This window comes from Methanovulcanius yangii (assembly GCF_018687785.1).
Classification (GTDB): domain Archaea; phylum Halobacteriota; class Methanomicrobia; order Methanomicrobiales; family Methanomicrobiaceae; genus Methanovulcanius; species Methanovulcanius yangii.
On record NZ_LTBL01000001.1, the window covers coordinates 514,132 to 527,763 of the forward strand.

The 13,632-nt window shown below is 54.8% G+C and carries 11 protein-coding genes; 2 read left to right on the forward strand and 9 right to left on the reverse strand.

The window, feature by feature from the left end:
- Positions 1 to 32 precede the first annotated feature (32 nt).
- Entirely contained in the window at positions 33 to 1,886 is a 1,854-nt protein-coding gene (gene feoB / locus AZH53_RS02660) for a ferrous iron transport protein B (protein WP_319642004.1), read from the reverse strand.
- Entirely contained in the window at positions 1,883 to 2,536 is a 654-nt protein-coding gene (locus tag AZH53_RS02665) for a metal-dependent transcriptional regulator (protein WP_319642005.1), read from the reverse strand. The genes feoB and AZH53_RS02665 overlap by 4 nt, the downstream gene beginning before the upstream one ends.
- 122 nt (positions 2,537 to 2,658) lie before the next feature.
- Here AZH53_RS02665 and AZH53_RS02670 point away from each other — a divergent pair, with 122 nt between their 5' ends.
- Positions 2,659 to 3,234: a DUF5591 domain-containing protein gene (locus AZH53_RS02670; protein ID WP_319642006.1), complete on the forward strand. Its 576-nt coding sequence runs from the start codon at positions 2,659 to 2,661 to the stop codon at positions 3,232 to 3,234.
- Here AZH53_RS02670 and uvrB read toward each other — a convergent pair.
- The 3 genes from uvrB to uvrA are packed head-to-tail and all read right to left on the reverse strand — an operon-like array spanning position 3,221 to position 9,508.
- Positions 3,221 to 5,155: an excinuclease ABC subunit UvrB gene (gene uvrB, locus AZH53_RS02675; protein ID WP_319642007.1), complete on the reverse strand. Its 1,935-nt coding sequence runs from the start codon at positions 5,153 to 5,155 to the stop codon at positions 3,221 to 3,223. The two genes, AZH53_RS02670 and uvrB, sit on opposite strands and share 14 nt — an antisense overlap.
- Positions 5,152 to 6,702 carry an excinuclease ABC subunit UvrC gene (uvrC, locus tag AZH53_RS02680; RefSeq protein WP_319642008.1) on the reverse strand — a complete coding sequence of 517 codons (1,551 nt, stop codon included), beginning with the start codon at positions 6,700 to 6,702 and terminating at the stop codon, positions 5,152 to 5,154. The genes uvrB and uvrC overlap by 4 nt, the downstream gene beginning before the upstream one ends.
- Positions 6,695 to 9,508, reverse strand: coding sequence for an excinuclease ABC subunit UvrA (gene uvrA, locus AZH53_RS02685; protein WP_319642009.1), 2,814 nt, complete (start codon positions 9,506 to 9,508; stop codon positions 6,695 to 6,697). Before uvrA ends, uvrC begins: the two co-directional genes overlap by 8 nt.
- A gap of 235 nt (positions 9,509 to 9,743) precedes the next feature.
- Between uvrA and AZH53_RS02690 the strand changes: the two genes are divergently transcribed.
- Positions 9,744 to 10,280: a DNA-deoxyinosine glycosylase gene (locus AZH53_RS02690; protein WP_319643629.1), complete on the forward strand. Its 537-nt coding sequence runs from the start codon at positions 9,744 to 9,746 to the stop codon at positions 10,278 to 10,280.
- On the opposite strand, the gene upp is transcribed toward AZH53_RS02690, so the two are convergent.
- The 4 genes from upp to AZH53_RS02710 form a co-directional block, all read right to left on the reverse strand.
- The gene (upp, locus tag AZH53_RS02695) at positions 10,281 to 10,910 is read right to left on the reverse strand and encodes a uracil phosphoribosyltransferase (protein ID WP_319642010.1); all 630 of its coding nucleotides are present in this window, start codon (positions 10,908 to 10,910) and stop codon (positions 10,281 to 10,283) included.
- A complete protein-coding gene (locus AZH53_RS02700; protein WP_319642011.1) occupies positions 10,907 to 12,115 on the reverse strand; it encodes a uracil-xanthine permease family protein in 1,209 nt (402 codons plus the stop codon). The genes upp and AZH53_RS02700 overlap by 4 nt, the downstream gene beginning before the upstream one ends.
- A 226-nt stretch (positions 12,116 to 12,341) precedes the next feature.
- Positions 12,342 to 12,818 carry a peroxiredoxin gene (locus tag AZH53_RS02705; RefSeq protein WP_319642012.1) on the reverse strand — a complete coding sequence of 159 codons (477 nt, stop codon included), beginning with the start codon at positions 12,816 to 12,818 and terminating at the stop codon, positions 12,342 to 12,344.
- A gap of 113 nt (positions 12,819 to 12,931) precedes the next feature.
- A complete protein-coding gene (locus AZH53_RS02710; protein WP_319642013.1) occupies positions 12,932 to 13,489 on the reverse strand; it encodes a TATA-box-binding protein in 558 nt (185 codons plus the stop codon).
- Positions 13,490 to 13,632 lie beyond the last annotated feature (143 nt).

Consider the following 13,632-nt stretch of genomic DNA (forward strand, 5'->3'; position numbering starts at 1 on the left):
GGAATACGAGATGAAAAATCCTTCTCCCCGAATCAAAGAAGGGGAAGGAGGATGTTGATGAGGATGCCAATTCCCATACCCAGGAGAAGGGTATATGCAGATACCAGACAGGCAATCTTTATTCCCATTTCCCTGTACAGGACTGCAATCGTCGATATACACGGGACGAAGAGGACGCTGACGATTGCAAAGGTGTAGAGCTGTATTCCGGTCATGACCGCCCCGAGATCGGCCGTCCCCGCGAGGACTGCCAGCGTCTCGAATGCCATCTCTTTTCTGAGAATCCCGAAGATGAGTGCGGTGGATGCATAATCCGGAAGTCCGAGGGCATTTTCCATGAATGATGCAAATATGTCCTGGAACGCCTGTATGGTCCCGGTATATTGGAGAATGCCGAGGAATATACTGCTGACAATCAGGATCGGCATCGCAATGAAGAGGAACTCCTTCATCCGCAGCCATGCACGCTTCAGGGACTGTCTGGGATCCGGTTTTCGAAGAGGCGCCATTTCCAGAATCATGCCGAACTGTTCACCGGGAGTAAACCGGGTAAGAACCAGCCCGGTCAGTATGATCAGGAGAAATACGATCAGGTAGATGGAAAATGCCCAGCCGATCCCCACAAATACCGCAACAATACCGGCGATGATAACCGTGCGTGCGGAACAGGGAACCATTGTAATCAGAAATGCGGCGATGACACGTTCCCGTTTTGACAGTTGTCGGATACTCATGATTGCCGGGACATTGCAGCCAAGGCCGAGCACCAGAGGGATGAGCGCCTGACCATGCATGCCCACCTTGTGCATGGCACGGTCGGCGAGGAATGACGCACGGGTCATATACCCGGTATCCTCGAGAATCGAGATGAGGATGTAGAAGGTAAAGACAAAGGGAAAGGCGATTCCCAGACCCGCCTGTATGGCGATGACAAGGGAGAAGAGCACCTGTTCCCAGAATGGTGAAAGACCTGCCGCCAAAAGAGGGGTGATGAAGTAGATGTCGAAGAATTCAACGATGAGTTCTTCCATCCATGAACCGACAAAGAAGACCGTCAGGAGGAGGGAGAAGAGAATGGCAATCATGATCGGAATGCCGGGGAAGGCACGCGTCAGGATGCTGTCGATATCAATGCGCTGCCGCGGATGTCTGGTGGTAACGATGGATTCGGCGATCTTTGCCGCTTCATTATGCCTGTTGGTGGCAATGATCTGCTGAACGGACATTCGGTGCTGTTCTTCGATCTCGTCACTGATGGTCTGGGCTGCTTCTATGAGCTCGCTGTTCTCTCCAAGGCCCTGCAGGGCATAGAGTGCCTCCAGCCGCGAACATCCGGTAAGTTTTCCGAGACTTCTGACGGCGGCCTCGATATGCCGGTCAAAGGGGACCTTGTGGCTGATCCTGCACGCCCCTGAGAGGGCACAGGGGATGATGTCCCCTACATTTTTTCCTTCGTTTGCCGCCGTCGCGATGATGTTGCAGCCGAAGATGTCCGCCATATGCGCAAAGTCGATCTCAATTCCCTCTTTTTCTGCCTCATCCATCATATTGACGACGATGACCGCGGGGATGGTATACTCCGCAAACTGGAGGAGAAGATAGAGATTGCGCTCGAGCTGCATGGCATTGAGCACCACAACGACGGCATCGAGGTTGCTGGAGAGGAGATGATTTCTCACCTGAATTTCTTCGTCGGAGGTGCCGTCGAGTGAATAGATGCCCGGGAAGTCCGTCACCTCGATCATCTCCCTCTGGTAGCAGACGTTGCCGGAGAAGAGATCGACGGTAGTCCCGGGGAAATTGCTTATTTCAACACCTATTCCCGTGAGTTGGTTGAAGATCAGGGATTTGCCGACATTGGGATTGCCGATCAATCCGATCTTCATGAAAGTTTCTCCACAAAGACTGTAGAGGCAATTTCCGGACTGATTGCTATATCGCTATCCTTTATTTCAACAACGAGAGCTCCGTTGGAAAGCCGTCTCCTGATGATAATTTCTTCACCGGGGATGATACCTATGTCATTGAGCCTGCTTGCCCGTTTCGGGCCGCCGACCATGAGCACCCGCAGATGGTCGCCTTCATGAAATTCCTTCAGGGTGGGGAGATCGATATCGAATCTGCATCCGCCCCGGCGATGCATAAAGTGCCCATGGGAGGGCGGCATCGTGTGCCGTTTCAGGTGGTGCTGGAGGCGGCGGATGGTTTCATTTGAGGCGTTGTGCTCCAGAGCACATGCCTCCCGGGATGCCTTTTCCGGATCGATGCCCAGCATTTCTGTGAGAAATGACTCGAGAACCCGGTGTTTCCTCTGTACGCATTCCCCTCTGCGCCGCCCCTCGTCAGTAAGGCGGATGGTGGTGTTGTCTTCTATGACAAGTTCGCCCTCTTCCTCCATGTGGCGGAGATCGGAGACTACCTGTTCTTCGGACCGTTCAAGAGTCTCGGCCAGTATACCAATGCTCTTCTCGTCAAGGGAAGAAATATTGTGAGTCAGAAGAGCCTCGAGGTAATCCTCATGCTTCGAGATATGCATAAACCAAACAAATTGCGACCGTTGATACAATAATAGTATGGTCCTTTCCAAAACGAAGAGAACGGGATATCATGGATACACAGAGAACGCCTTCATTGCTGCTGCACGGCCCGCCGTTTTATATGCCTGAGTTCGAGGATGCCTACCGGTATATCATTGAAGAATATGAGGTTGAACCACGCAGGATCGGGATATTTATCCCCTGCGCGGTACGAAAACCGTACAGTTCCTCTCCCAGTCACCGACTGTTCAGGAAGATATTCAGTGAGGTGTTCGAAGATGCCGACTATCACGTAACCATCTTCGGGACATGCGGGACCGTCCCTGCCGAGCTGGAGTTGATGTACCCCTATGCCCAGTACCACTATATGCTTGGGAAATGCCCGGATCCGCGGATCAAAATGGATTTCCTGAAGATCGAGACCTACCGGCTGAGGGGATATCTGGAAAAGACGCGGGATATCTATGATCACCGTATTGCCTATTGTATCGGTATCTTCCGGGAAGCGATGATCCGGGCTGTGGAGGAGACCGGCATTCCCGTAACACTCTACCCGACGGTTCCGACCATTGAGCGGATGTATGACGATGACTGCCCGTTTCCGGAGGGCAGCCTCTCCATGCAGGAGTATATCGATGAATTCCGCGAGGGGCTGATATTGGTCAGAAGCCTCGCTGGAACCGTCAGGAATCCGTAATATCCGATTGCAGCCGCCGAATCTGTTCCCGCAGTACAATAGCCCGCTCGAAATCAAGTCGTTCCGCCGCCGCCTGCATCTCCGCCTCCAGTTCTATGATGAGGTTGGGGAGTTCCGCCTTTGGAAGGTGCCGGGTGTCGGTGATCTCGACCTCCTTTTCCCGGATGGGTTTCTGGATGGTGCGGGGGACGATGCCGTGCTCCCGGTTGAATTGTACCTGCATCTCCCTGCGCCGACGGGTCTCAGCGATAGCCCGTTTCATCGAATCTGTATCTTCATCGGCGTAGAGAATCACCTTTGAATTCTCGTTGCGGGCTGCCCGTCCAATTATCTGGATGAGGGATCGTGCATCACGGAGAAATCCTTCCTTGTCCGCATCGAGAATGGCAATGAGGCCGACTTCCGGAATGTCCAGTCCTTCCCTGAGGAGATTGATACCGACGAGGACATCGAAGGTGCCGAGCCGGAGTTCACGGATGATCTCCATCCGTTCGATGGTCTTGATATCCGAATGGAGATACCTGGTTTTGATGCCCTGCCCTGCAAGGTACTCGGTAAGTTCTTCGGCGAGTTTCTTGGTGAGCGTGGTGATGAGGATTCGATCTCCCCGTTCGATGATGGAGTGGATCTCCGCGAGAATATTCTGCGTCTGCCCCTCAATCGGACGAACCTCCACCTCCGGGTCGACGAGACCGGTCGGACGGATGATCTGTTCGACGGGATGTCCGGAGTGGCGAAGCTCATACTCGCCGGGGGTGGCAGAAACGAAGATCACCTGGCGCATGTACTCTTCGAACTCATGGAATTTCAACGGGCGGTTGTCATAGGCGGAGGGGAGGCGGAAGCCGTAATCGACAAGGGTTTTCTTCCGTGAGTAATCGCCGTTGAACATGCCGCGTACCTGGGGCAGCATCTGGTGACTCTCGTCGATGACCATCAGGAAATCATCCGGGAAATAGTCCAGCAGGCAGAACGGTTTTTCCCCCTTCTGCCGGTGATCGAAGAACCGTGAATAGTTCTCGATGCCCTTGCAATAGCCGGTCTCCTCGATCATCTCGATGTCGTAGAGGGTCCGCTGTTTGAGTCGGTGGGCTTCGAACGGACCCAGCAGCGGCAGGGTCTCCTCCAGTTCCTTTCGAATCTCCTCGACGGCCCCCGCCTTCTCCTCCTCGGGAATGACATAGTGGCGGGCAGGATAGACGAAGAAATACGACATGGTCTCGAGCCGTTCGTGGGTGGTCCGGTCGATCTCGGAGATCCGGTCGATCTCATCGCCGAAGAGTTCGACGCGGATGATGTTGTTGAAGTAGCCGGGGATGAAATCAATCGTGTCCCCTTTGACCCGGAATCTCCCGGGTAGGAGTTCGATGTCATTGCGTTCATACTGGATGTCGATGAGGCGTGAGAGAATCTCCCTTCGGTCGACAGGTTCCCCGACACTCAGTTCGAATCCGAGCTTCTCGAAGTTCTCGGGGTTGCCGAGACCGTAGATGGCCGACACAGAGGCTACGACGATGACATCGTCCCGTGAGAGAAGGGATGCCGTTGCGGCAAGGCGCATCTGTTCGATCTTCGGGTTGATGCTTGCATCCTTTTCGATATACTGATCTTTTTGTGGAATATAGGACTCGGGCTGGTAGTAGTCATAATAGGAGACGAAGTACTCCACCCTGTTGGACGGGAAGAAATCCTGAAATTCGTTGTAGAGCTGGGCCGCGAGGGTCTTGTTGTGGGCGAGGACGAGGGTGGGTTTCTGGACGTTCTGAATGACATTGGCAATGGTGTAGGTCTTTCCCGACCCGGTCACTCCCAGAAGGGTCTGGTACCGGTCCCCGTTTCGAATGCCTTCGGTCAGTTGCCTGATTGCATCCGGCTGTGATCCCTTCGGCGAGAACTCCGAGACCAGTTCAAACGATGTCATGCACCCACTTTCTTTTGACGGAGGAGGCGGTTATAGGTTATTGCAAACCGGTGCGCCTCGTCACGGATCTCCTGGACAAAGAGCGAGGCGGGGTCATGTTTTTTCACCGGAAGAGGGTGCGGAAAGCCGGGCACGAAGAGTTCCTCTTCCCGTTTTGCGATGGAGATGACGGGGACCTTTACCCCGAGTTCGTTGAGTGCCTCAACGGCCGAGGAGAGTTGTCCTTTTCCCCCGTCGATGATGATGAGGTCGGGAAGATCCTCTTCCTCATCGACCAGACGGCGGTACCTGCGGCTCACCACTTCATGGATGGCGGCAAAGTCGTCGATGCCCTCCACGGTCTGAATCTTAAAGCGCCGGTAATTCCGTTTGTCCGGCCGTCCGTATCGGAACTGCACCATCGATCCCACCATGGCGGTACCGGCGAGGTGCGAGATGTCGAAGCACTCGATGACATTGGGGGGGTCCGGGAGGCCGATTCGTTTCTGGAGGGACAGCACCTTCTTTTCTCCTCCGAAGAAGACCGTTTCGATGTTTCTGTCGACCAGATCGAGGAGATTCTTCTTCTCTCCCTTCAGGGGGATGGTGATAAGGACCTTTCTGCCCTTCTGTTCCGAGAGGAACTCCTGGAGAGCCTCTTCCGGAGGTTCCGGCAGGATGAGCTCGGATGGGGGTTCGTATTCCGAATAATACTGGACGAGGAATTCATCGACTGCGCCGTCCTTATAGTCAAAGATAAATTCCTGTTTTTCCCCGAGTGTTCCTTTGAAGACGGAGAAGAGCATCAGGTAGACGACATTCTGCCGGACGGTATAGCTGATGATATCCTCATCGGTTCTCTTCTTCCGGTCGATATGTTGCCGGGTGGAGAGATGACGGATTGCCTGTATCTGGTCCCGAATGTCCAGCGCCCGTTCAAACTCCTGATCCCGGGAGAGTGCCATCATCTCCTCCTCCAGCGAACGGATCAGTCCGGCGGCATTTCCCTTCAGTACCTCCTCTGCCCGTCCGACCTGGATGGCATATGTCTCTTCGCTGATCGTTCCCTTGCATGGAGCACTGCATGTTCCGATATGGTAGCGCAGGCAGGGGCGTTTCGGCATTCTGCGGCATGAGCGAAGTTTGAACGTCTTTTTCACAACCTGGAGAACATGATCCCTCTCCTTTCCGGAGACAAAGGGGCCAAAGCGGGTTCCGCTCCCCTGTTTCCCACGGGCAATCCCGATGCGGGGGAACGGGCCGTCGCTCAGGGAGATGAATGCATAGCTCTTCGAATCCTTGAGGTCGATGTTGTATTTCGGGCGATACCGTTTGATGAGAGAGTTTTCAAGAATCAGTGCCTCGACTTCCGTATCGGTAACGATATAGTCGATGTCACGGATGGAACGAATCAGGGCGGCGGTCTTCGGGTCGTGATCCGATTTGGTGAAGTAACTGGCTACCCGCTTTTTCAGGTTCTTTGCCTTGCCGACATAGATGACCGTCCCGTCGTCGTCTTTATAGAGGTAGCAGCCGGGGAGATCGGGAAGGGAGCGGTAGTCAGTCATGTACTTCGAGCATGTGGCGCAGGAACTGCCCTGTGTAACTCCGGGGGGTCCGGGCGACATCTTCCGGGGTACCTGTTGCGATGATCTCTCCTCCGCCGTCGCCGCCTCCCGGTCCGAGATCGATGATATGATCGGCCGATTTGATCACATCGAGGTTGTGTTCGATTACGATGACCGAATTGCCCATCTCCACGAGTTCATTCAGGACCGATATCAGCTTCTTGACATCATGAAAGTGAAGTCCGGTCGTCGGCTCATCGAGGAGGTAGCAGGTCTGCCCGGTCGCACGTTTCGAGAGCTCCCTCGTCAGCTTGATCCGCTGGGCCTCTCCTCCCGAGAGGGTGGTTGAACTCTGGCCGAGCTTGATGTAACCGAGACCCACCTTCTGGAGGGTTTCGAGTTTCTTCATGATGGACGGGATGCTGGAGAAGAGCTCGCATGCCTCGTCGACCGTCATATCGAGAACCTCGGCGATGGATTTTCCCTTGAATTTGACCTCGAGGGTTTCGGCGTTGTACCGCGTCCCCTTGCACTCCTCGCACTCCACGTACACGTCGGGGAGGAAATTCATCTCAATTTTTATAAGGCCGTCTCCGGAGCATCCTTCGCATCGTCCGCCCTTCACATTGAAGGAGAACCGACCCGGTTTGTACCCCCGCATCTTTGCCTCCTTCGTCTCTGCAAATACCTTGCGGATCTCATCGAACAGCTTCGTATACGTTGCGGGGTTCGAACGGGGTGTCCTGCCGATGGGGCTTTGATCGATGACGATCACCTTGTCGACAGGCGTGTCGAAGGTGAGCGTGTCGTAGGTGCCCGGCTGCATCCGGGAATGGTGGATCTCCTTCATCAGCGCCCGGTACAGGGTATCATATATGAGGGTTGACTTCCCGGAACCCGACATGCCGGTGATGACCGTGAAAAGGCCGATGGGAATTTCTGCGGAGACGTCTTTCAGGTTGTTCTGGCGGCAGCCGGTCAGGTGGATATACTGGTCTGTGGTCCGCCGAACAGGCGGAACGGGTATGATCTCCGTCCGGGCGAGGTACCGGCCGGTCAGGGATTCCGGGTTCTTTTCTATTGCGTCGGGGGTACCCTCTGCGACGACCCGCCCTCCATGGATTCCTGCTCCCGGCCCCATATCAACGACATAGTCTGCCATGCGGATGGTATCCTCGTCATGTTCCACGACGACCAGAGTGTTGCCGAGGTCACGAAGTTTCTGGAGCGTTTCGATGAGGCGGTGGTTGTCCCGCTGATGCAGCCCGATGGAGGGTTCGTCGAGGACATAGAGGACGCCCATCAGGTTGGAACCGATCTGGGTGGCAAGGCGTATCCGCTGGGCTTCACCCCCGGAGAGGGTGCCTGCACTGCGCGCGAGGGTCAGGTATCCGAGACCGACCTGTTCGAGGAAGGTGAGGCGTGATTTGATCTCCTTTATCACCAGCCGGGCGATTTCCTGTTCCCGTGGCGTAAGGTCGAGGTCGCGGAAGAATGCGAGACATCCCGTAATGGAGAGGGTGGTGACATCCACGATGGACTTGTCGCCCACCTTGACGGCGAGTACCTTCTCCTTGAGACGACGGCCGTGGCAGGCGGGGCAGTCGGAGATACGCATGAACTTTTCCAGTTCCTTTTGCCGGTATTCGGATTTTGTCTGCTTGTAGAGGCGTTCAGCCTGGGGGAGGAGGCCTTCCCATTTCCCCTTATGGGACCAGTGCGCATCACCGTCCTTCATCCGCATGTCGAAGCGGATGTTCTCCGGGGAGCCATACATCAGGGCATTATACTGCTTCTCCGTGAGATCGCGGATAGGGGTGAAGATATCAAACCCGAAGTGGGCGGCGACTGCCGCGAGATACTGGATGCGGTAGCCGTCAAGGAAATTCCGATAGGTGGCGACGGCCCCATCCGAGATGGACTTCTCCTGATCGGGAATGATGAGGTCGGGATCAAATTCCATCCTGAACCCCAGACCGTTGCATTCCTCGCAGGCCCCGAAGGGGCTGTTGAAGGAAAACATCCGGGGCTGGAGCTCCTCAAATGACATTCCACAGACCGGACAGGCCATATGGGAAGAATACATCCGCTCATCTTCGTCATCTCCCCCCATGACGATGACAAGGCCCCCGGATTTGTTCAGTGCTTCTTCGACGGCCTCCACGAGGCGGGACCGGTCGCCGGGACTGAGGCGGTCGATGACCACGTCGATGTCATGCTTCACATACCGTTCGAGGGTTATCTCCTCATCGGTTCGTACGATTTGGCCATCCACCCGTGCACGGACATACCCCTCCTTGTCGAGGTCACGGAGGAGCTGCTGGTAGGTTCCTTTTTTTTGCCGGATGACCGGGGCGAGAATCGTCACCTGATCGCCATAATCTGCAGAGATGGCGTCCGCGATCTTTTCAGGCGACCGGGACTCGATCCTGGTGCCGTGCTCGGGGCAGTAGGGGATGCCGATCCGTGCATACAGGAGGCGCAGGTAGTCATAGATCTCGGTGACGGTCCCCACCGTACTCCGCGGGTTTTTGGAGGTGGTCTTCTGCTCGATGGAGATGGCGGGGGAGAGACCGTCGATCGAGTCCACGTCCGGTTTGTTCATCAGGCCGAGGAACTGGCGGGCGTAGGAGGAGAGGGACTCCACGTACCTGCGCTGCCCCTCTGCATAGATGGTGTCGAAGGCAAGAGTGGATTTCCCGGAGCCGGAGACGCCGGTGATTACAATGAGTTTGTCGCGCGGGAGCTCTATTGTGATATTCTGGAGGTTGTGCTCACGTGCTCCACGGATCGTAATGTTTTTCATGGTTCGGTTGTCCCAATACTACGTGAGATACCCTAATAGAGTTAGAGGTTGGAGCAGCGTAAGTATATGACCAAAGAAATATCCGTCTGTGAATTTTGTGGAGAACCTGCAATCGGGGTTCAGATCCTCGGATGCTGCAAACAGGTGGTCTGTTACCGTCATGCGGAATCACAGTTGCGTGAAATGAAACCCGGTGAACAGAAAAGCTGGGGAATATGCTATTTTGTCAGGTATGATGAGGAGTAAACAGTCCGCATCCTGTGCAGAAGGGACCGGTGGTCTCCCCCCTGTAATCGGTGACTGTCCGGCTGTACTGATTCTGGGCAGCAGCCCGAGTGTGATATCCCTTCAAAAGGGGGAGTATTACGGTAATCCGCGGAATCATTTCTGGCAGTTAATGGAGCGGATTGCCGGGGTGCCGGCAGACGGGTCCTACACCGAACGGATCGCCGGCCTGAAGGAACGGAGGATCGCCCTCTGGGACGTCCTTGCGACCTGCGAGCGGCATGCAAGCTGCGACCAGTCGATACGAAATCCCCGGGCGAACAATATCGCAGACGTTCTTGACAACAATCCAAGTATCGCATGTATCGCCCTGAACGGGAAGGTGGGTGCGACACGGTGGATGCGAAGGCTCATGCCGGATGTTATGGAACGAGCGGATATCAGGATATTTTTTCTCCCATCCTCGAGCCCTGCAAATGCCCGTCTGAGCCTCGAAGAGAAGGCTGTGGAATGGGCCCGGATAATGGACTGTATAAAAGAAAAATAGTTATTTCGTCCCGAAGAGACGGTCTCCCGCATCGCCGAGGCCGGGCATGATATACCCATTTTCATTGAGATGGCTGTCGATCATTGCGGGAATGATCTCGACATCGGGATGATCCGTTTCTATTCTCCGGATGCCTTCCGGCGCCGCAAGAATGCACAGTACCTTGATCTTCCTGACGCCGGCTTTTTTCAGGAGGCTACAGACGGCGGATGTGGTACCTCCGGTGGCAAGCATCGGGTCCAGGACATAGTTCGTCCTTTCCTGTGCCCGCTCTGCAAGTTTGGCATAGTAGAGTTTCGGGTCCAAGGTCTCCTCGTCCCGGTAATACCCGACGTAACTTACCTTTGCAGTGGGGAAGACCGAGAGGAATCCTTCCTGCATGCCAATTCCCGCCCGGAATATGGGCACGATGGACGGGTCTTCGTCCGCAACCATATCGACCTCGAGATCTCCGCCGTGCCACCCGGGAATCATTGTCTTCGACAGGCGGAGATCACGGGTCGCTTCGTAGGTGAGGAGAAACGTGACCTCGGTTACGATCTCCCTGAAATCCTTTGAATTTGTCGTGATATCACGCAATAAATTGATTTTGTGGGTGATGACCGGGTGCGTGATCCTGGTGACGGTCACGCGGTATCACCTCCGGCCTGGACCGGGTCGGGTATGATCAGGTTGAGCAGGACGCCGAGGACTGCAGAGAGGCCGATACCTGCAAGCTGGAAATCCCCGAGCGGGATGAAGAGTCCGCCGATACCGCTGACGAGCACGATCGAGATGACCACCAGATTCTTGTCCTGGTGCAGGTCGACCTGATTTCTCACGAGCTGGTTGATACCGAGACCCGCGATGAGGCCGAAGAGCAGGATGAGGACGCCGCCCATCACCGGCCCCGGAATCGTCTGGAGGAAGGCACCAATCTTTCCAACGAAGGAGAAGATGATGGCACAGACTGCAGCTGCGGTCATGATCATCGGGTTATAGGCTTTGGTCAGTGCGACGGCTCCGGTCACTTCAGAGTAGGTGGTGTTGGGCGGGCCACCGAGGAAGGATGCGGTGAAGGTGGCGATTCCGTCACCGAGCATGGTCCGGTGAATGCCGGGGTCCTTGAGGTAGTTTTTGCCGGTGACCGACCCGATGGCCAGAATGTCGCCGAAGTGTTCGATCGCCGGGGCGATGGCGACCGGGACGATGAAGAGGATGGCGGCCAGATTCCATTCGGGCAGGACAAAGTGGGGCATTGCAATCCATGCCGCGGTTCCGACGGACGAATAGTCCACCACGCCCAAGGCAATGGAGAGGGTGTAGCCGACGACAATGCCGAGGAGAATCGGAATGAGCTTGATCCAGCCCCTGCCGAAGACAAATGCCGCAAGGGTGGTCAGAAGCGATGCTCCGGCAATGATCAGTGCCGTCTCCACCGGAATGGCCTGCACGTCACCGGAAAGGCCGACTGCCATGTTGACCGCGACGGGTGCAAGAGAAAGGCCAATGACGGCGATAACGGGCCCGACGACGATCGGCGGGAAGATCCTGTTGATGATATCGATCCCGAAGAATCGGATCACAAAACTGAGAACAACATAAAAGAGACCGGCGGCGGCAAGACCGCAGAGAGTACTGGGGATACCCCATGTTGCAACTCCATAGGTGATGGCTGGAATGAATGCGAACGAGGATGCAAGGAATATTGGCACCTTCCATCTGGTGATTACCTGAAATATCAGGGTGCCGAGGCCTGCCGTGAACAGCGCCACGTTCGGGTCGAGTCCGGTGAGGAGTGGAACCAGAACGAGTGCTCCGAAGGCCACGAAAAGGATCTGAACCCCTTGAAACATCCTTTTGCCCCCTGATACGAGATCGATGTTTTCCATGTGATTACCTCTTGACATGAATACCACCGTATGGGCGTCCATTCGGACCGGGAAAATCGGTCCGTCCGGTATTCGTGATATTTTGTCATTAAAAAAAGGGACTGAGATGGAATATAGTTACGGATTTTTACCCGGAAACCGGTTGATGAGATGCCGTTTCCGGGGGGTAGGCGCTGCGGTGCGGGAGTTGTTATTCCACCCGGAGTTCTTCGAGCCGCTTCCGGACAGATTCAACATGACCGGTCACCTTCACTTTCGGCCATACGTCCCGGATGATTCCCTTGGGATCGATGAGGTAGGTCGAGCGGACCGTTCCCAGAAATTCCCTGCCATAGAGTTTTTTCGGCTGCCATGCGTGGTAGGCTTCGAGGACCCGGTGTGCGGGATCAGCGAGGAGGAGGACCTTGAGATCATGTTTTTCGATAAATTTCACATGGCTTTCCGGGGAGTCGTTACTCACTCCGATGATCATGGCATCCAGATTTTTGAATGCCTCGACCTCATCTGAAAATCCTTTTGCTTCAAGGGTGCATCCGGGGGTGTTGTCGCGTGGGTAGAAATAGAGGACGACCCATTTGCCCCTGAATGTACTGAGACAGATCTCCGTTCCCTTCGCATCAGGGAGGCAGAAGTCTGGCGCGGGAGTGTGCGGTGTCAGCATCTCCATGGTATATCACATTGCGGTGATTCTCATACTTCATATATAACAATGTGGGCCACTCCGGTGCCGTGATTGGTTGGTGAATGCCTCACGGCTCCGGGCAAAAAAAAGAGGCGAGGCTACTGGATCTCAATGAATTTTGGCATCATCCTATCGATTGCCCTCTTCACATCTTCGATATTTTTTCCACCCGTCAGGATGATCTTACCGGAGGAGAAGACGAGAAGCACGATGTTCGGGTCCTCGAGGCGATATACAAGTCCGGGAAATTGTTCCGGTTCATACTCGATGTTCTCCAGGTTGAAGGTGAGCATCATTTTATTGAGGTTGATGGGCGTGCCGGTATCATAGGAGCAGACCATATTGGTAATGGCAACCTTGGGTGCATCTATCAGCGTCGCCCCGATGCGTCGCAGATTTTCGCTCAGGGTTGCACATCCATATGTGAATTCCTGAGGGTTGTGAATACCGGTGAGGACGATTTTTCCCGATGAGAAGAGAAGTGCAACGATCTTTGGGTCCGCTATGTGGTAAACGGCCCCCGGAAACTTCTTTCTGTCCAGGGTGCAGGTATCCAGTCGTGAGGTGATATCATCGAGATCCAGGCTGTCAGCGATCTTTCCGGAAGCCACAATATTTTCTATCTTCAGTGATGCGTATGAATTCTCAGGCTTCATTCTCCAATACATCCGTGTGGTAAACGATAACAATAACCGGATAGTTTTATCGTTTTTGCATACCTGTGAACCGGGATGATTCGGGGAAGGGGTGAGAAGGCATGTGGTGGTGATTGCGAAGGAAGGGCGATGGCGTATGGACT